At 60.4% G+C, this 17,325-nt stretch carries 16 protein-coding genes; 13 read left to right on the plus strand and 3 right to left on the minus strand.

The annotated features are described in order from the left end of the window. The first annotated feature begins 2 nt into the window (after positions 1–2). The 11 genes from BM399_RS02625 (at position 3) to BM399_RS02675 (ending at position 11,233) form a co-directional block, all read left to right on the plus strand. Positions 3–761, plus strand: a complete 759-nt coding sequence (locus BM399_RS02625; protein ID WP_092863834.1) for an ABC transporter ATP-binding protein — start codon at positions 3–5, stop codon at positions 759–761. Next, complete coding sequence (locus tag BM399_RS02630) at positions 758–2,017, plus strand: ABC transporter permease (protein ID WP_092863837.1); 1,260 nt, start codon at positions 758–760, stop codon at positions 2,015–2,017. Before BM399_RS02625 ends, BM399_RS02630 begins: the two co-directional genes overlap by 4 nt. 29 nt (positions 2,018–2,046) lie before the next feature. Then, a complete protein-coding gene (locus BM399_RS02635) occupies positions 2,047–2,622 on the plus strand; it encodes a DUF3299 domain-containing protein (protein ID WP_092863840.1) in 576 nt (191 codons plus the stop codon). 242 nt (positions 2,623–2,864) lie between these two features. Beyond that, the gene (locus BM399_RS02640; RefSeq protein ID WP_092863842.1) at positions 2,865–3,896 is read left to right on the plus strand and encodes a sulfate ABC transporter substrate-binding protein; all 1,032 of its coding nucleotides are present in this window, start codon (positions 2,865–2,867) and stop codon (positions 3,894–3,896) included. A 292-nt stretch (positions 3,897–4,188) separates the two neighbouring features. Next, a complete protein-coding gene (locus tag BM399_RS02645; RefSeq protein WP_092863845.1) occupies positions 4,189–4,911 on the plus strand; it encodes an RBBP9/YdeN family alpha/beta hydrolase in 723 nt (240 codons plus the stop codon). A gap of 135 nt (positions 4,912–5,046) precedes the next feature. Beyond that, entirely contained in the window at positions 5,047–6,381 is a 1,335-nt protein-coding gene (locus BM399_RS02650; protein ID WP_092863848.1) for a porin, read from the plus strand. A 241-nt stretch (positions 6,382–6,622) separates the two neighbouring features. Then, complete coding sequence (locus BM399_RS02655; RefSeq protein WP_092863851.1) at positions 6,623–7,258, plus strand: helix-turn-helix domain-containing protein; 636 nt, start codon at positions 6,623–6,625, stop codon at positions 7,256–7,258. 225 nt (positions 7,259–7,483) lie between these two features. Continuing rightward, positions 7,484–8,317: a sulfate ABC transporter permease subunit CysT gene (cysT, locus tag BM399_RS02660; protein WP_092863854.1), complete on the plus strand. Its 834-nt coding sequence runs from the start codon at positions 7,484–7,486 to the stop codon at positions 8,315–8,317. Continuing rightward, entirely contained in the window at positions 8,317–9,213 is an 897-nt protein-coding gene (cysW, locus tag BM399_RS02665) for a sulfate ABC transporter permease subunit CysW (protein ID WP_092866166.1), read from the plus strand. The genes cysT and cysW overlap by 1 nt, the downstream gene beginning before the upstream one ends. Continuing rightward, positions 9,210–10,307 (plus strand): sulfate/molybdate ABC transporter ATP-binding protein, encoded by a 1,098-nt coding sequence (locus tag BM399_RS02670; RefSeq protein WP_092863857.1) that lies wholly within the window; start codon positions 9,210–9,212, stop codon positions 10,305–10,307. Before cysW ends, BM399_RS02670 begins: the two co-directional genes overlap by 4 nt. Next, positions 10,304–11,233, plus strand: a complete 930-nt coding sequence (locus tag BM399_RS02675) for a CysB family HTH-type transcriptional regulator (RefSeq protein WP_092863860.1) — start codon at positions 10,304–10,306, stop codon at positions 11,231–11,233. The genes BM399_RS02670 and BM399_RS02675 overlap by 4 nt, the downstream gene beginning before the upstream one ends. Positions 11,234–11,263: 30 nt before the next feature. On the opposite strand, the gene otnI is transcribed toward BM399_RS02675, so the two are convergent. The 3 genes from otnI to BM399_RS02690 form a co-directional block, all read right to left on the minus strand. Then, positions 11,264–12,058: a 2-oxo-tetronate isomerase gene (gene otnI, locus BM399_RS02680; RefSeq protein WP_092863863.1), complete on the minus strand. Its 795-nt coding sequence runs from the start codon at positions 12,056–12,058 to the stop codon at positions 11,264–11,266. A gap of 28 nt (positions 12,059–12,086) precedes the next feature. Continuing rightward, on the minus strand, positions 12,087–13,055 hold the full coding sequence (gene lipA / locus BM399_RS02685; RefSeq protein ID WP_425284047.1) for a lipoyl synthase: 969 nt from the start codon (positions 13,053–13,055) through the stop codon (positions 12,087–12,089). Between the two features lie 173 nt (positions 13,056–13,228). Then, positions 13,229–14,491: a L,D-transpeptidase family protein gene (locus BM399_RS02690; protein WP_092863866.1), complete on the minus strand. Its 1,263-nt coding sequence runs from the start codon at positions 14,489–14,491 to the stop codon at positions 13,229–13,231. Between the two features lie 650 nt (positions 14,492–15,141). On the opposite strand from BM399_RS02690, the gene BM399_RS02700 reads away from it, so the two are divergent. Together BM399_RS02700 and BM399_RS02705 are read left to right on the plus strand one after the other, a co-directional pair. Continuing rightward, the gene (locus BM399_RS02700; protein ID WP_143111308.1) at positions 15,142–15,828 is read left to right on the plus strand and encodes an ImuA family protein; all 687 of its coding nucleotides are present in this window, start codon (positions 15,142–15,144) and stop codon (positions 15,826–15,828) included. Then, positions 15,725–17,323 carry a Y-family DNA polymerase gene (locus BM399_RS02705; RefSeq protein ID WP_092863875.1) on the plus strand — a complete coding sequence of 533 codons (1,599 nt, stop codon included), beginning with the start codon at positions 15,725–15,727 and terminating at the stop codon, positions 17,321–17,323. Before BM399_RS02700 ends, BM399_RS02705 begins: the two co-directional genes overlap by 104 nt. The last annotated feature ends 2 nt before the right edge of the window (positions 17,324–17,325 follow it).

The raw sequence follows: 17,325 nt of genomic DNA on the forward strand, positions 1-17,325 counted from the left end.
TCATGAGCGACATCATCGTGTCTTCACGCGATACGCGGATAGAGGGCGAAAGCCCTCTTGACGCCGTTTCGTTTTCGAACGTGCGGTATTCGTGGCCCGGACCATCGCCGTTCTCGCTGACGATCAAGAAATTCACGCTAGGGAGCGGGGAAAAGCTTCTACTCGTCGGCCCATCGGGAAGCGGCAAGAGCACGTTTCTCAGCTTGCTTGCGGGAATTGTTGCGCCAACCCAAGGGCGGATCGATGTGCTTGGAACCGAGATGGCCAAGCTCAGCGGTTCCGGGCGCGACCGGTTTCGCGTGGACCACTTCGGCATCATCTTCCAAATGTTCAATCTGCTGCCTTACGCATCTCTCATCGACAACGTTCTGCTTCCACTTCGGTTCTCGCGCACGCGGCGAGCAAATGCCGAGCGCGATGGATCGCTCGATGCAGTTGCGAGGGGTTTGCTTGCGGCGCTCGGTCTCGACGAGACAGTGATCGCGACGGTCAAAGCGGCGAACCTGAGCGTCGGCCAGCAACAGCGTGTCGCCGCGGCGCGGGCGTTGATCGGCGCGCCGCCGATCCTCGTTGCGGACGAGCCGACGTCCGCACTCGATCGAAACACGGAAGAAGCTTTTCTGAAGCTCTTATTCGCGCAGAGCGAGAAGGCCGGCACGAGCGTCATCATGGTCAGCCACGATGAAGGACTGGCCCCACATTTCGACCGCGTAGTGCGCCTTCAGGACATTGCTGTCTCATCGCGAGGTGCCAAGCAATGATGATCTTTCGCCTCGCATTCCAATCATTGATGAACCGCTGGGTAACGGCATGCCTGACGGTGCTCGCGATTGCATTGAGCGTCATGCTGCTGCTCGGCGTCGAGAAAGTGCGCACGGGAGCGCGGCAAAGCTTCGCCGATACGATTTCCGGCACGGATCTGATCGTCGGCGCGCGTAGCGGCAGCCTCAACCTGCTTCTCTATTCCGTTTTCCGCATCGGCAACGCGACCAACAATGTGACGTGGAAGAGCTATCAGGACATCGCGAAGATGCCTGAAGTCAAATGGATCGTTCCCATATCGCTCGGCGACAGTCACCATGGCTTCCGCGTCCTCGGAACGAACGGCGACTACTTCACGCATTACAAATTCCGCCGCGGGCAAAGCATGACGTTTGCTGCCGGTGGTCCGTTTACGGATTTGTTCGATGCGGTTATCGGGTCAGACGTTGCCGACGCGCTCGGCTACAAAGTGGGCGACAAGATCATCGTCGCGCACGGCGTCGGATCGATCTCGTTCATCGAACATCAGGATAAGCCGTTCCGGGTTTCCGGCATCCTTGCGAAGACCGGGACGCCGATAGACCGGACGGTTCACGTCAGTCTCGAGGCCATCGAAGCCATTCACATCGATTGGCAGAGTGGGGCGCCGGTTCCAGGCGAAAGCATCTCGGCCGATGCGGTTCGCAAGATGGATCTCACGCCGCACGCGATCACGGCGGCGATGGTCGGTCTCGATTCAAAGCTCGCCACGTTCAAGGTTCAGCGGCGGATCAACGATTATGCGGAGGAGCCGCTGTCGGCGATCATGCCGGGCGTTGCGCTCCAGGAGCTGTGGGGGCTCATCGGTACGGCCGAGACCGCGCTATCGGTCGTTTCGGCGATGGTCGTTGCGACGGCTCTGCTCGGGATGGTGACGATGATCTTGACCACGCTCAACGAGCGGCGACGCGAAATGGCTATCCTGCGCTCGGTCGGGGCAACGCCCACGACGGTGCTGGGGCTGCTTGCGGCGGAGGGCGGGTTGCTGACGCTTGCGGGCGTCATCACCGGTACTGTCGGCCTTTACGTGGGTCTTTATCTTGCGCGTCCGTACATCGATCACACCTACGGGCTGAGCCTCGCGATCGATCCGCCGCGCGCCGACGAATGGCTGAAGCTCGGCTTGATCGTCGCCGCCGGTTTCGTCGCTGGATTACTGCCTGCAATCCGTGCTTACCGGCTGTCTCTGGCGGACGGCATGATGGTCAGAGTGTGAGCACGCCCATTTCTTGAAAGGATGCGGATATGGCATCGAAATATGTTTTGGCTCTGAGCGTCCTGCTCAATCTGGTGCTCGCGGTGGCGTCGTCGTCGAATGTCGCCGCCGATACGCCGCGGCAACTCAAGTGGGCCGATCTCGTTCCAAAGAGCGTGCCCGCGGCGTCGACAATGCAGTCCAAGACGTTTTTCGGAGGCTCGGTGCCGCCGTCCACGGATGCGGGGCCACCTCCGCCGCCGCTTCCCGAGGGCAAGTTCATGGCGGTCAAGCGCCGGCAGCCTGGTAGCGATCGCCCGCCTGCCATCGTTGCGGAACTTGACGGACAAAGCGTTTCGATCGGCGGTTACGTCGTTCCTCTCGACTTCGATGCGACGACGGTGAAGGAATTCCTTCTCGTGCCCTTCGTCGGGGCCTGTATCCACGTGCCGCCGCCGCCGGCCAATCAGATTATCTACGTGAAGGCAGACAAAGGGTTCGAAGTCGGCGGCATGTTCGATCCGGTGACGGTGACCGGCAAGATCAACACGAGCGAAGCTTTCACGGGCCTCGCCGACGCCGGTTATACGATCACGGCCGACAGCGTGGAGCTTAGAAAGCAGTAGCTGCAACGGAGCAGGGTTTACGTTTTCCTCATTGGATGCGTCCTCGCATTCTGTGCGCGGGCAATGCGAAAATTTCGCTTTATCGTCTTGCCTTAGATTTCCATTTTAGCGGATGGGAACCCGGTAGCGTTGGGGTTTCAAGCAGCGAAACCTCTAATAAGCTCAGCATTTCTTCTTCGTTCGTCGGCGCCGTAGCGCTGGATAGGTTCGCCCTCAAGTCAATTCCAACTTGAGAGGTTCTGATGTCGTTCCTACCCCTGACCCGTAGATCAGCCATCGGGGCCGCGCTGGGCCTCGGCCTTGCTGGGCTTTCCGGCTACGCTTCCGCTGCCGAAATCTCGCTGCTCAACGTATCCTACGATCCGACGCGCGAACTCTATGTCGATTACAACAAGGCGTTTGCGAAGCACTGGAAGGCGACGACCGGCGACGACGTAACCATCAAGCAGTCCCATGGCGGCTCGGGCAAGCAGGCGCGGTCGGTCATCGATGGCCTTGAGGCAGATGTCGTAACTCTTGCGCTCGCTCGCGACGTGAGCGCCATTGTTGAAAAAGCAAAGCTCATTCCGGCGGACTGGCAATCCAGGCTTCCGCACAACTCGGCACCGTATACGTCAACGATCGTCTTTCTGGTGCGCAAGGGTAATCCGAAAGGCATCAAAGATTGGGACGATCTCGTGAAGGAAGGCGTGGCTGTGATTACGCCGAATCCCAAGACGTCGGGCGGCGCGCAGTGGAACTATCTCGCGGCTTGGCATTATGCTGACGTAAAATACGGCGGCGATGCCAAGGCGAAGGAATTCGTGACCAAGCTGTACAAGAACGTGCCGGTTCTCGACAGCGGCGCACGAGGCTCGACGACGACCTTTGTCGAACGCGGTATCGGCGACGTGCTGATTGCTTGGGAGAATGAAGCCTATCTCTCGCTGAAGGAACTGGGACCCGACAAGTTCGAGATCGTCGCCCCCTCGGTTTCCATTCTTGCGGAGCCAACGGTCTCTGTCGTTGACGCGAACGTTGACAAGCACGGAACACGCAAGGTGGCCGAAGAGTACCTCAAGTATCTCTACTCGCCCGAAGGTCAGGAAATTGCGGCCCGGAATTACTATCGCCCGGCTGATCCGGCTGTAGCGGAAAAATTCGCGGGCAATTTCCAGAAGTTGAACCTCTTTAAGATCGACGATGCTTTCGGCGGTTGGACCAAGGCGTTCGATACTCACTTCAAAGATGGTGCCAGCTTCGATCAGATCTACACGCCCGGCAACAAGAGCTGAACGTCTCTCTAGAACCTGAATTCGTGCGTCGCCTTCTCGGCCGAAAGCTCCTCCAGACCATTTCGGAAAGAGAACTGGGCGACGCACGAAGCAGGACGTTTGATCACTTCGTCACGGAATTCGAAACAATGCTGACGTCAGGACGTGGTCGAGAAAGGTGTTGCGGGTCGTCTGTCCGCTGACCGGCGCAAAAGCCGGTAATTGCCGTTTTAGCGGCGCGCGAAGTCCGCCGCAGACCCGAACAGACCAGAGCCAGTTTCCGTCCAATGGCTCAGCATCAAGGGTGAATTCAATGTCGACAACTCTCATCGTACCGGGCCTTCGATCGAGCGGGCCTACGCACTGGCAAACCTGGCTCGAGCGCCGCGTCAGCGGCAGCGTCCGCATCACACAGCGCGACTGGAACGATCCTCATCTACCCGAATGGTCAGCGCGCGTTCGTCGCGAAATTGCACGCGCAACAGGGCCGATCTTCATCGCTGGGCATTCGTTCGGAGCCTTGGCCTCCGTGCAGGCCGCAAGCGATCACGCCGAGCGAATCACCGGAGCGCTTCTCGTCGCTCCGGCGGATCCCGAAGCCTTCGGGGTCGCGGAATTCCTGCCGACGAAGCCTTTGGGCTTTCCCGTCATCGTCGTTGCCAGCAGGAACGATCCTTGGATGGCGATCGATAAGGCGCGTCGCTGGGCTGATCTCTGGCGGGCCGATTTCATCGATCTCGGCGAGGCCGGGCACATCAATTCCGAGGCCGGCTTCGGCCCGTGGCCCGAAGGTCTCGCACTGCTTGAAAGACTGCGGCGTGCCGGCGAATTTCGCTCGGCGGCTGAACGCCTTGCGGCTTTGGATTTGTCTCAGTCTCAGCCGTTGCAGCGGCACTGGCTCGCTCGCAAGCGATACGCGTTGGGCCGGGGCGCACAATCGATTGATCATCGCGATCTCGCCGGCGCCGCCGCGCTGCTTCGCGCGGCCGGCTGGACCGTCGGTGCCCCGAATGTGACAACCCATGGTGCGAGATAGTCACTCCGCTATTGCAGATCTGCACACTACTGAGAATAAGCAATTGACTTGGAGAGGGGTTCATAAAAAATAGCTGAGAAATCAATGAACTAATCAGAAGTTCATCTAATTAAACAGACGGGGGTCTGAAGTCACATGAAGCTAGTACAGAGAAAGGGACGCCTCTGGGGTGTCTCGGTAGCTGCCTTGATGGTCAGCGGATGGGCGATGCCCGCAGCCGCTGCCGATCTCGGCGGCAATTGCTGCGCGGATCTCGAAGAGCGCATTGCCGAGCTCGAGGCCACGACGGCGCGCAAGGGCAATCGCAAGGTCAGCCTGACGGTCTCGGGCTGGGTGAGCGAGAACGTGATTTGGTGGGACGACGGCAGCGAAAAAAATACTTATGTCGGCACCAGCCCGGTTGAGCAATCCCGTTTTCGCTTCCTCGGCGAAGCCAAGATCAACGCCGATTGGTCTGCGGGTTACGTGCTGGAAATCGGCGTGTGGGGCGGCAACAGCAGCAAAACCGATCAGGACAATCCGGACGGCACGGCCGGCACCCCGAATAGCCTTTCGGTGCGCAAGAGCAGCTGGTTCTTAAAGAGCAAGACTTTCGGCAAGCTCACTGTCGGTCAGGACAGCACGGCGACCTATCATTTGCTCGACGACACCGACACGACTCTGACGCGTAACTTTTACGACGCCGAGGGTCCTCCGGATTATCTCCAGAGCTTCTTCCTCCGCGATAAGGCCGGGAATCGGATCCCGTCCGGCTCTTCAAGCTTGAAGTGGGGCGATGCGCTTCGCGGTTTCAACAACTCAACGCCGGGCGATGACGGACGCCGGAATATCGTGCGTTACGACTCGCCGACGTTCGCGGGCTTCAACGTTGCAACGGCCTGGGGTGAAGACGACATCTGGGATGTCGCGTTGATCTACAAGGGCGAAGCTGGCGATTTCAACTACAATGCACGTGCCGGTTATGGCCAGTCGACGGATGGCTTCTCCACGCCTTGCCACGGCTCGGGCTCGTCGCCTGATAACGCACTCAATTGCGAATGGTGGGGCGTTTCGGGCTTCGCTCAGCACACCCCGACGGGTCTGTTCGTTTATGCCGGTTATGGCAAGCAGCATGATGGCTCGAACGATCCCGCCATCGACGCGAAAATTCTCGAGAAGGACAGCACAACCTGGTTCGTCCAGGGCGGCATCGAGAAGAAGTGGATCCCGCTGGGTAAAACCAACGTTTTCGGTATGTATCGCCAGGATGACGCGGGTTCGAACGTAAGCGGCACAGGTAGCATCAAAACAACGGGCGCCAACATCAATTTCTGGGCAGTCGGTGCTGCGCAGAACATCGAAGCGGCCGAATCGACCCTTTACCTTGTCTATCAGCATGCTGATGGCGATGTGACGGTCGGCACGAACTCATCAGCCACTGAGTTGTCTGCGATGCAGCAAGTCATCGGCGGTATGAAGATCAACTTCTAAGACGGCACTGCCGTTTCGGAAGTCAGGAACGTCTGACGCTCCCGTCAGATCACATGCGAGAAGGATGGCCCTCAGGTTTTCCTTCTCGCCTTTCTGCGCGATGCGCCGCCGCTTTGAGCCATGCTCGCGGCAAGCAATTCACTCATAAGCTCATAATTTCTTCTTCGTTCCGCCAGTATCGCCGCTCGGTTATCCGTATTTGCAGACGCAAACGCGATTGCGAAAGTCGGCGGCGATGGTAATGGCGAGAAAAGAAGATTTCGAGACACTCGAAGGTGCGGACAGCGGACCGGCGAAGCTTTCCATCATCGTCGGGGAAAATTTGCGTCATCTCAGGCGCAAAAATGGTCTGTCGTTGGAACAGCTTGGTGTCATCTCGGGCGTCAGCCGCGCGATGCTCGGGCAGATCGAAACGGGCAAAAGCGCGCCGACGATCAACCTGTTAGGCCGCATTGCCGAGGCGTTGAAGGTCTCGGTGCCAAGCCTCATTTCCAGTCCGGGCGTGGGCGGCACGGTCGTTGTCCCGCGCGACCGAGCGACGGTGGTTTCGTCGAGCGAAGGAGGCTTCGTCAGCCGCGCACTTTTCCCCTGGGGGGATCCGCAACGCATTGAAATTTATGAGGTGACGATTGGCGCGCAGCATCGCGAATTGTTCGCGGCGCAGACGGCAGGCGCCAAGAAGAACCTCGTCGTCGTCAAGGGCACGGTCGAGATCGTCGTGGGGGAGGATTCTCCTGCTCGGCTGATCGAGGGGGATGCGATCCTCTTCAATGCGGATACTCCGCATCATTTTCACAATCCAGGGGACGAGGACGCAAAAGCATTCTTGGTCGTCACGGGGCTCGATGGTTCCAACTCGCGGGGCCGGCAGGGTTAAGGTCGCTACCGACCTGAGCAACCCGCGATAATCTCATATGCTTAGCAGCTATTGTTCGTTAGCCGTGGGGCGGCTCTCAAATAGTCTGCGCGTCGTATGTTTTAGCAGAAAGACGAGTGAATGACTCTCGACGGGATCATTTTGGGCAGGGCGCTTTCCTGGGCCGGCGTTTTCGCGGCCGCCGGATTCGTCGTCGTGCTGGCTGTGCTGATTTAAGGGGCGGGAATGTTTGGGGTCAATAAGAGGGTGCTGCCGGGGTTCGGGCTATCGCTCGGCTTTACGCTTGTGTACCTGTCGCTGATCGTTCTCATTCCGCTGTCAGCCGTCTTTCTCAAGACGTCAACGATGAGCTGGGACGAACTCGTGAGTGCGGTTGCGGCGCCGCGCGTCGTCGCGTCCTATAAATTGACTTTCGGGGCATCGTTTTTGGCCGCGGCGATCAACGCCGTTTTCGGTTTGCTGCTCGCCTGGGGCTTGACGCGTTATACGTTTCCGGGCCGCAAGATCGTCGATGCGCTCATCGATCTTCCCTTCGCGTTGCCGACGGCTGTTGCGGGTATCGCGCTGACCGCGATCTACGCGAAAAACGGATGGATCGGCGCGCTTCTCGAACCTCTCGGAATCAAAATCGCGTTCGGACCTCCGGGCGTTCTCGTTGCGCTGACTTTTATCGGGCTGCCTTTCGTTGTCCGGACGGTTCAGCCGGTGCTCGAAGATCTTGAAACAGAATATGAGGAGGCCGCCGCGAGCCTCGGGGCGACGCGCTGGCAGGCGTTTCAGCGCGTTGTGTTCCCGACGCTCTTTCCAGCGTTGCTGACCGGTTTCGCGCTGGCATTTGCGCGTGCCGTCGGCGAATACGGATCGGTGATCTTCATCGCCGGCAATATTCCGATGGTTTCTGAAATCACGCCGCTGATCATCATCACGAAGCTCGAGCAGTTCGACTACAAGGGCGCGACGGCCGTTGCTTCCGTCATGCTGGTCATCTCGTTCCTGTTGCTGCTGGTGATCAATGGCCTTCAGGCGTGGACCGCGCGACGTACGGGGAGGGCGATCTGATGGCGACCGTTGCTGCAACATTCGACGCCCGGTCCGATACGGCCAGTAAATTCGAAGCCAATCCGGCGACGCGGGATTCGGCTTGGGTGAAGTACTTGGTGATCGGCGTGGGGCTCACGTATTTCACCATCTTCCTTTTGCTGCCCTTGATCGCAGTGTTCGTGGAAGCCTTCCGCAAAGGCGCGGGCACTTACTTCGCGGCGCTCGTTGAACCCGACGCGCTGTCGGCAATTCGTCTGACGATCCTGGCGGCTGCAATCTCCGTTCCGCTCAATCTCGTTTTCGGGGTCTCGGCCGCCTGGGCGATCGCGAAGTTTCAATTCCCCGGCAAGAATTTTCTGATCACCCTCATCGATCTGCCGTTTTCCGTGTCGCCGGTGGTCGCCGGTTTGATCTACGTGTTGGTGTTTGGATTGCAGGGGTGGTTCGGTCCCTGGCTGAATGAGCACGACATAAAAGTCATCTTCGCGGTGCCGGGCATCGTTCTCGCTACGATCTTCGTCACGTTTCCGTTCATCGCGCGCGAGCTCATTCCGTTGATGCAGGCGCAGGGACGCGACGAGGAGGAGGCTGCGATATCGCTCGGCGCGTCAGGCCTTCAGACCTTCTGGCGCGTGACGATCCCGAACGTGAAATGGGCCCTGCTTTACGGGGTCATCCTGTGCAACGCTCGCGCGATGGGCGAGTTCGGCGCGGTGTCGGTCGTCTCGGGCCATATCCGCGGCGAAACGAACACGATGCCGCTGCACGTCGAGATTCTCTACAACGAATATCAATTCGCCGCCGCTTTCGCTGTGGCATCGCTATTGGCGCTGCTGGCGCTGGTAACACTCGTTTTGAAAACGTACGTCGAGTGGCGCTCCCACCGTCCGGTAGCCGGGGAACAGGTTTCATGAGCATCGAGGTCATTGGCATCAGCAAGACGTTCGGCACATTCAAAGCGCTGAACAACGTCTCGCTCAATTTTCCGGATGGAGAACTCGTCGCGCTTCTCGGCCCGTCGGGCTGCGGAAAGACGACGCTTCTGCGTGTCATCGCGGGCCTCGAGCATGCCGATACGGGTCGCATCGTGCTCGACGGTGCGGACGCGACGGACAAAGACGTGCGCCAACGCCGGGTCGGATTCGTCTTTCAGCATTACGCGCTCTTCCGGCATATGACGGTGTTCGAGAATATCGCTTTCGGTCTGCGCGTTCGCCCGCGCCGTGAGCGGCCGAGCGAGAAGGACATTCGCGCCAAGGTCAACCGGCTGCTCGATCTCGTGCAGCTCGGATGGGTGGCCAACCGTTTCCCGTCGCAGCTTTCGGGCGGCCAACGGCAGCGCATCGCGCTCGCCCGGGCTCTCGCCGTCGAACCGCGCGTTCTGCTTCTCGACGAGCCGTTCGGCGCGCTCGACGCCAAAGTCAGAAAAGAGCTGCGGCGCTGGCTTCGTACCCTGCACGACGAACTGCATATCTCCTCGATTTTCGTGACGCACGATCAGGAAGAGGCACTCGAAGTTTCCGACCGGATCGTTCTCGTTAACAAGGGGCAAGTCGAGCAGATCGGCACGCCGAAAGAGATCTACGAGCAGCCGGCGACGGCGTTTGCCTATAGCTTTATCGGCTCGGTTAACGAATTCCGCGGCCGCGTCGACGGTGACTTCGTGCGCGTTGGGGATGAGAAGCTGCGTTTCCAGACGGGGACGTTCAAAAACGGGCAAGAGGTCGTCGCGTTCAGCCGTCCGCACGATACTGAAATCGTTGCGAACCCGCAGTCTGAAGACGGCGTATCCGCGAGCATCAAGAGAATTCTTGGCACCGGTGCCGTCGCGCGGGTAGAACTTGTGGCCAATGGCGAGGCGCGCGAGGGCCGCAAGGAATTTTTCGAAGTCGAAATTCCGGGCTCCGATGTTCAGTCGCTGGGGCTTTCGACGGGTCAGCACGTCAAGCTCAGAGGGCGGCGGTTGAGCGTCTTTGCAGATCAGAACGGAACACAGGCCGCATCGTGAACTTCCAGCAACTCCGCATTATCCGCGAAACACTCCGCCGTAATTTCAATCTCACCGAAGTCGCGAATGCGCTCTACACGTCGCAATCCGGCGTTTCGAAGCATATCAAAGACCTCGAGGACGAACTGGGTGTTGAGCTGTTCGTGCGCCGCGGCAAGCGGCTCCTAGGTCTTACCGAGCCCGGCAAAGAGCTGGCGCTGATCGTCGATCGGATTCTGCTCGATACTGCGAATATCAAACGGCTTGCCGATCAATTTGCGGGGTCGGATCGCGGCGAGATTCTCATCGCGACGACGCACACGCAGGCGCGTTATGCGCTGCCGGGGCCGATCGCGGCGTTCCGGAAGGAGTTTCCGAACGTCCATCTTGTCCTGCACCAAGGGACGCCGAGGGAAATCGCGGCGATGCTGAACGATGGCACGGCCGACATCGGTATTGCCACCGAGGCGCTGGAAGACACCGCCGAGCACGTGACCTTCCCGTTCTATTCCTGGCATCATGGCGTGGTCGTGCCGAAGGGACATCCGCTTGAAAGCCAGACGCCGGTGACGTTGGAGAATATCGCCGATTGGCCGATCATCACGTATCACGAGGGCTTCACGGGGCGCCCCGCGATCGATGCGGCGTTCGCCTCGGCCAATCTCGCGCCGGATATCGTGATGGTCGCGCTCGATGCCGACGTTATCAAAACCTATGTCGAAGTCGGCCTTGGCATCGGCATCGTAGCGTCTATGTCCTACGATGAGAGCCGCGACAAGGGGCTGACGCTTCTCGATACAACGCATCTTTTCCCGAAATCGACGTCGCGCATCGCGCTTCGTCGCGGCCGCTTTCTACGCGGCTTCGCCTACCGGTTCATCGAGCTTTGCGCACCGGCTCTCAACGAGAAGGTCATCAAGGACGGCATCGCTTCGCCGTCCGACTGACGCGGCTGGTACGCTCGATGAGAGGCGGCGTCAGGCGATCGGCGACTTTGCCTTCTGCGTTCTGAACCACGCGAGGCTGTCGTAGGTACCGGCGAGCGGCCTGTATTCGCAGCCGATCCATCCCTTGTAGCCGATCCGCTCGAGATGGCTGAATATGAACGGGTAGTTGATCTCCCCGGTGCCCGGCTGATGGCGGCCGGGCGTGTCGGCGATCTGAATATGGGCGATGATCTTCAGGTACTTGTCGATCGTCGGCGTCAGGTCGCCTTCCATGATCTGCATGTGATAGACGTCGTATTGGAGACGCAGGTTCTCCGCTTCCACCGTTTCGATGATGTCGGCCGCTTTGGCTGTGGAGTCGAGGAAGTAGCCCGGAATATCGCGCGTATTGATCGGTTCGATCAGCAGCGTCATGCCTTCATCCGCCAGGGCGCGGGCGGCGAAGCGTAAATTCTCAACGTAAGTTTTGCGCATCGCGCGATGGTCGGCGCCGACTGGGGCGATGCCTGCAAGGCAATGAAGCTGCGTGCAACCCAGCACCTTTGCGTATTTCACGGCGCGGGCAACGCTATCGCGGAATTCGCTGACGAGGTTCGGATAAATCGCGATGCCGCGCTCGCCGGCTTCCCAGTTGCCGGCGGGCAAATTGAATAGCGCCTGGCGAAGCCCGTTCGCCTTCAAACGCGCGGCGATGTCGTCGGCGTTGAACTCATACGGGAACAGAAATTCGGCGCCTTCGAAGCCTTGCGCGGCGGCTGCTTCGAAGCGATCGAGAAACGGCATCTCGTTGAACAGCAGCGATAGATTGGCTGCGAATTTTAACATGACCGCTCTGCTTGCAAGATGAGTTCGATTAAGTCGAGGCGTGTGCGCGATGGGCTGCCTGAAGGCGGCGGAAATCGTCACCCGCATGGTAGGACGATCGCGTCAAAGGAGAGGCGGCGACGAGCAGGAATCCCTTGGCGCGTGCGGCTTGTGCAAGGCCTTCGAACTCTTCCGGCGGAACATAGCGGGCGACAGCGGCATGTTTCCGCGTCGGCTGCAGGTATTGGCCGATCGTCAGGAAGTCGACGCCCGCCGACCGCAGGTCGTCCATGACCTGAAGAACTTCTTCGCGGGTTTCTCCAAGGCCGACCATGATCCCCGACTTCGTGAAGGTCTTGGCGTCGATTTCCTTGGCCTGTTGCAGGAGCCTGAGCGAATGGAAATAACGGGCGCCGGGGCGAATGCGCAGATAAAGGCCCGGCACGGTTTCTAGATTGTGATTGAAGACGTCGGGCTGCGCTGCAATCACGATTTCGAGCGCGCCCCGTTTGCGCAGGAAGTCGGGCGTCAGGACTTCGATCGTCGTCCCGGGGGACGCCACCCGAATCGCGCGGATGGTTTCGGCGAAATGCTGGGCGCCGCCGTCCGCGAGATCGTCGCGATCGACTGAAGTTACGACGACATGTTCAAGCGCTAAGTGAGCGACGGCCTCGGCAACGCGTTGCGGCTCGCCGGCATCGAGAGCCGACGGCAGGCCTGTCGCGACGTTGCAGAAAGCGCAGGCGCGCGTGCAAATCCCGCCCATGATCATCATCGTCGCGTGCCGCTTTTGCCAGCAATCGCCGATGTTCGGGCAGGCGGCTTCCTCGCAGACGGTGTGAAGCTTGTGTTCGCGAACGATGGCTCGCGTGTGGTCGTAGCCCGGGGAGCCCGGTGCGCGGACCCTTAACCAGTTCGGTTTCGGCAACGACGGCGTTTCGGAATGCGCGACCTTCTCGGGGTGGCGCGGGCGCGGCGTCGTGCCGGTACTGTCGAGCAAAGTCACCAAGGCTGCCATCGGCAAAAGACAACTGTCGCAACATACTAGCTGCTGCGGGCGGAATGTAACAGACGCCTATTCATGCGGGCGTGTGCGGTCCCTCATGTGGGATCGGACGTTGAAGACGCAAAGAAAAAGGGCGGCTTGATCAGCCGCCCTCAAATTCTCGATGATGGATTTCAGGTGCCGCGTCACTGAACCTGGACAGCAGCAGCCTTATGGACGGGAAGCCCGTCGACTTCCGAAGCCGATGCCCGCGTTGTCGCCGCGCCGGAATCCGATTCCTTCGCCGGAGCCGACACTGCGCTCGGCTTTACCGGGTCAGGAACAGCCATTGCGGGGCTCATGACCGGATCAACATGAGGGTCGGAGACGGAAGAGGACGTTGCTTTCTTCTTCGCGCTCGATGCGCTTGAAGTGTCGCTAATTTTCTTCTTCTCCGCCGACGCCGACGCCGACGGCTCGGTTTCGGATTTTGCCTCAGCAGCTTTTTGCTTGGGTGCCTTCTCGGCGTCCCGCTGCTGCGGATCCGACTTCTGGGTCAGAGCCAGATCGTCGTCCTGCGTGGCGTCCTGCGATGCCTGATCCTGTGCTTCCGGAGCGGCCTGGGAAACAGACGCCGACTTCGTCGGCTTCTCGTCCCAGAAGTCGCTATTCAGGCCATAGTCGTTCGACTGAGTGCTGGCGGCGCGGGCATTCTGCGCTTTGCCGGTGTTGTAAGCTTTGTACTCGTAGGTCGACGCGTTCGATGAAGAAGCCGAGGCAGAGGCCTTTGGCGCCGAGTTAGCCGAAGCGGACGACGCCGAGGCTGCCCGAGGGTTCGAATCGGCATCGCCGTAGCGCGGGTACTTGTCGCCGGACGCGAGAGGCTGCGTCGAGAACTGCTGCCAAGTCACAGTCACCCGCGTCCCCATGGGTACGCGCGGATAGAGGTCGAGCACGTCCTCGTTGGTCATGCGGATGCAGCCAGCCGAAACGGCCTGCCCGATGGTCCAGGGCGCGTCGGTGCCGTGGATACGGTACGTGCTGCTGCCGAGATACATTGCCCGGATGCCGAGCGGGTTCATCGGATGGCCGCCTGGGACCCAACGCGGCAGGCGCGGGTTTTTGCTGACCATTTCCGGCGTCGGAGTCCACGGCGGGTTGACACGCTTGTTGGTCACCGAAGTCACGCCCTGCCAACGGGCTCCTTCCTTGGGAACTGCAACGGGATAGGTCATTGCCTCGCCCGGCTTCGTGATCCAGTAGAGCCGGCGGTCGGAGAACGAGACGATGACCTGGCCGGGTTTGTACTTCGGATCGAACGATACGATTTTGCGGCCGCCGCCGTATTCGGCGCTGCCGCCCCAGAGGAAATCGATCAGGTCGTCGGCCTTGGCCGATGATGCGGACATCAACCCGCCAGCCATGACCATGGCCGAGAGGGTTAATCCGCTGAGGAAGCGCAGGCTCATCGGGGGATGCTCCGGTTGGTGAACAACAAATATACTAAACACAGAACGAGGGGGTCATCCTGTGCTTCGAATAGTGAAGAGCCGGTATAATTCAGTCTCGGTGGCCTCGGCAGAGCAGGGAAGTCACAGTTCCGTACGGATTGCATCGTTCCCCGCTGACTTTCCTAGGGTTTTACGAATTTTAGAACGATGTGTTGCGGTTCGATGACGGCGTAATCTGAGTTCGTTCTTTGTCTGCTCGGACTTGACGGATTACAGGGTTGGCATTAGAACAAATGGCGAACATTATTGGGGGATCGCTTAGAGGCGTTCCCTAAACGGACTTCTTTACCATGAGGTTCCTATTGGACTCGAGAGTTTCCGCTGCTGTCTCGGTCCTGTCCCCCGGATCCGGGAAAGATGATGCATTTAAAGATGCAGTTATCGAAAGCTTACGCTCCCGCATTTTGCATATCGAGCGGCATGCTCCGCGCCGGGGGGTATCTGCGGCGCCGGAAAATTCCCCATTGCCCCGCTCGCGGCGGCGGTCGCGTTGGGAGCTTGGCTGCCCGGCCTGCGATGATCTTCTGCCGAGAGGGCTCGAGGCGAATTCCCTTCATGAAATCAAGGGAGTGCCCTCTGCTGTTCGTGGCGCGTCGGCGGCCGACTGGATGGCTGGGATAGGTTTTGCGGCTCGCCTCGCCGTTCGCCGGATCGATACATTCGCGGCCGGCGAAGAGGCACATGCTTCCTCTTCGATGGCTGGTTCTGGGCCTGGTTCCGGGGCTGGTTCAGGGATTGGGCCTTGGGTGCTGTGGTGCTGGCCGCGGCAGCTTGCGGGCGAATTCGGTTCTCCGTCGGCGGCTGGCCTTGCGAGCCTTGGTCTCGATCCATCACGCCTCATCATCGTCGAGACGGCGCGTGCTGGCGACGCGTTGAACGCGATCGAAGAGAGCCTCCGGGCTCAGAGCCTCGCCGTCGTCATCGGCATTGTCGAGGAGGCGGAGTTGACGCCGGCGCGCCGCTTGAGCCTTGCGGCCGGAGAGACGGCGACGCCTTGCCTTCTCGTTACGCATCCCGCTTCCGAGCCCGCCGGGGCAACGGCAACCCGATGGCGCGTGCAGCGCGGTGGGAGTGCGCCGCACACCTTCGACCCGCGTGCGCCAGGGTCTCCGCGCTTTTCGATCGCGCTGGAGCGTTGCAGGGCGCGTCCCGAAAGCGCCGCGCGGTCTCCCATGCTTCTGGAGTGGAGTGATGAAACGCGTCGTTTCGATTTGGCTTCCATCGTGGCCGATCTTCCGGCTCAGGCGCGCGGAGCCGACGGCCGTGCCGTCCCAGCAGCCGTTCGCGCTTATTGAGAGCGGAGCGCATGGTCTGGCGATCGTGGCCGTCAACGAGGCTGCCGCGCGTCTCGGGATCGAGGCCGGCACATCGCTGGCGGATGCCAGGGCGGCGCATCCCGGTCTCCTGTCGCGTCCCGCCGAGCCCGAGAAGGATCGCATTGCGCTTTTGAAGCTTGCGCGCTGGGCCGGCCGCTACGGTCCGAACCGGCACGTCGACGGAAATGATGGCTTGTGGATCGACGTCAGCGGCGTCGCTCATCTCTTCGGGGGCGAAGAGAACTTGCTCAATAACATGACGCAGCATCTTTTGTCGTTCGGCGTTGCCGTGCAGGCCGGGCTTGCCGATACGCTTGGCGCTGCGCATGCGCTCGCCCGTTTCGGCTGTCCGCCCGATGCGGCATGGGCGATGGCGCCCGTTTCCGAGACGCGCGCGTCAATCGGTTTCCTTCCCGTCGAGGCGCTGCGGCTCGATGCTCCGCGGATTCTGCTGCTGAAGCGACTGGGTCTCCGCCACATCGGTCAGCTCTACGATATTCCGCGCGATAGCCTGGCGCGGCGGTTTCGTTCCTCCGACGTTGCCGCCGCCGTTCTCGTGCGGCTCGATCAGGCCCTCGGCGCGATGGAGGAGCCGCGCCGGCCGATGCAGCCTCCGCCCGTCCTCTCGGTTGCGCGGGCTTTCGCGGAGCCTCTGATCTCTTCGGAAGCCCTGGAGGCCTTCACGAATGAGCTTGCGGACGAACTCGCTGCCGCACTCGCGGCGAAGGATCTCGGCGCGCGGGTTCTTCGTCTGACGTTCTATCGGGCCGACGGCACGAGCGGGACAATTGCCGCTGCCATGAGCACGCCTTGTCATGACGCTCGCCACATGATGGCGCTGCTCAGCGAGAAATTTTCGAGCATCGACGCGGGCTTCGGTGTCGATATTCTCCGGCTCGATGCGGTGCGTGCGGGAAAGCGCGGAGCCAATCAAAAGGGTTTTGCCTCGCCTCAGGGCGCAGCCTTTCGCGATCCTTCGGAGCTTGTCGACCGTCTCGTCAATCGTCTCGGGCGCGACGCGATAACGGTGCTGCGTCCCAACGGCAGCCATATTCCGGAACGTGCGGAAGTGCGGCTCCCGGCGCTCGATGTGCTGGCGGCTGAAACGTCTTCGCGCGTTCAATCCTACACGCCGCCTTGGCCCTATCCGAAGCGATTGCTTCGCCCGGCCTTCATGCTTTCGCGGCCTGAGCCGATCCAAGTTACGGCCGGCGTGCCGGATGGACCGCCGGCGAGCTTCATCTGGCGGCGCGTCGAGCGTCGCGTGGCGCGCGCCCAAGGACCTGAACGCATCGCGCCCGAATGGTGGCGGACGCTCTATCTCGATGAAGATCAGAAGCGGCCGCGCACGCGCGACTATTACCGGATAGAGGACCAGCAAGGCGCGATGTACTGGGTTTTCCGGCATGGCCTTTATGAGGGTGAAGAGGGAAGCGAGCGGCCCTCTTGGTTCCTGCATGGGCTATTTGCGTGAGG

Source organism: Hyphomicrobium facile (assembly GCF_900116175.1).
Lineage (GTDB): Bacteria > Pseudomonadota > Alphaproteobacteria > Rhizobiales > Hyphomicrobiaceae > Hyphomicrobium_B > Hyphomicrobium_B facile.

Bases quoted from the DNA above. Each gene is read 5' to 3' on its own strand.
- BM399_RS02650 (WP_092863848.1), top strand. From the start codon at position 5,047: ATGAAGCTAGTACAGAGAAAGGGACGCCTCTGGGGTGTCTCGGTAGCT.
- cysT (WP_092863854.1), top strand. From the start codon at position 7,484: ATGTTTGGGGTCAATAAGAGGGTGCTGCCGGGGTTCGGGCTATCGCTC.
- BM399_RS02625 (WP_092863834.1), top strand. From the start codon at position 3: ATGAGCGACATCATCGTGTCTTCACGCGATACGCGGATAGAGGGCGAA.
- BM399_RS02670 (WP_092863857.1), top strand. From the start codon at position 9,210: ATGAGCATCGAGGTCATTGGCATCAGCAAGACGTTCGGCACATTCAAA.
- BM399_RS02655 (WP_092863851.1), top strand. From the start codon at position 6,623: ATGGCGAGAAAAGAAGATTTCGAGACACTCGAAGGTGCGGACAGCGGA.
- otnI (WP_092863863.1), bottom strand. From the start codon at position 12,058: ATGTTAAAATTCGCAGCCAATCTATCGCTGCTGTTCAACGAGATGCCG.
- BM399_RS02705 (WP_092863875.1), top strand. From the start codon at position 15,725: ATGAAACGCGTCGTTTCGATTTGGCTTCCATCGTGGCCGATCTTCCGG.
- BM399_RS02700 (WP_143111308.1), top strand. From the start codon at position 15,142: ATGGCTGGGATAGGTTTTGCGGCTCGCCTCGCCGTTCGCCGGATCGAT.
- BM399_RS02645 (WP_092863845.1), top strand. From the start codon at position 4,189: ATGTCGACAACTCTCATCGTACCGGGCCTTCGATCGAGCGGGCCTACG.
- lipA (WP_425284047.1), bottom strand. From the start codon at position 13,055: ATGGCAGCCTTGGTGACTTTGCTCGACAGTACCGGCACGACGCCGCGC.
- BM399_RS02690 (WP_092863866.1), bottom strand. From the start codon at position 14,491: ATGAGCCTGCGCTTCCTCAGCGGATTAACCCTCTCGGCCATGGTCATG.
- BM399_RS02635 (WP_092863840.1), top strand. From the start codon at position 2,047: ATGGCATCGAAATATGTTTTGGCTCTGAGCGTCCTGCTCAATCTGGTG.
- cysW (WP_092866166.1), top strand. From the start codon at position 8,317: ATGGCGACCGTTGCTGCAACATTCGACGCCCGGTCCGATACGGCCAGT.
- BM399_RS02630 (WP_092863837.1), top strand. From the start codon at position 758: ATGATGATCTTTCGCCTCGCATTCCAATCATTGATGAACCGCTGGGTA.
- BM399_RS02640 (WP_092863842.1), top strand. From the start codon at position 2,865: ATGTCGTTCCTACCCCTGACCCGTAGATCAGCCATCGGGGCCGCGCTG.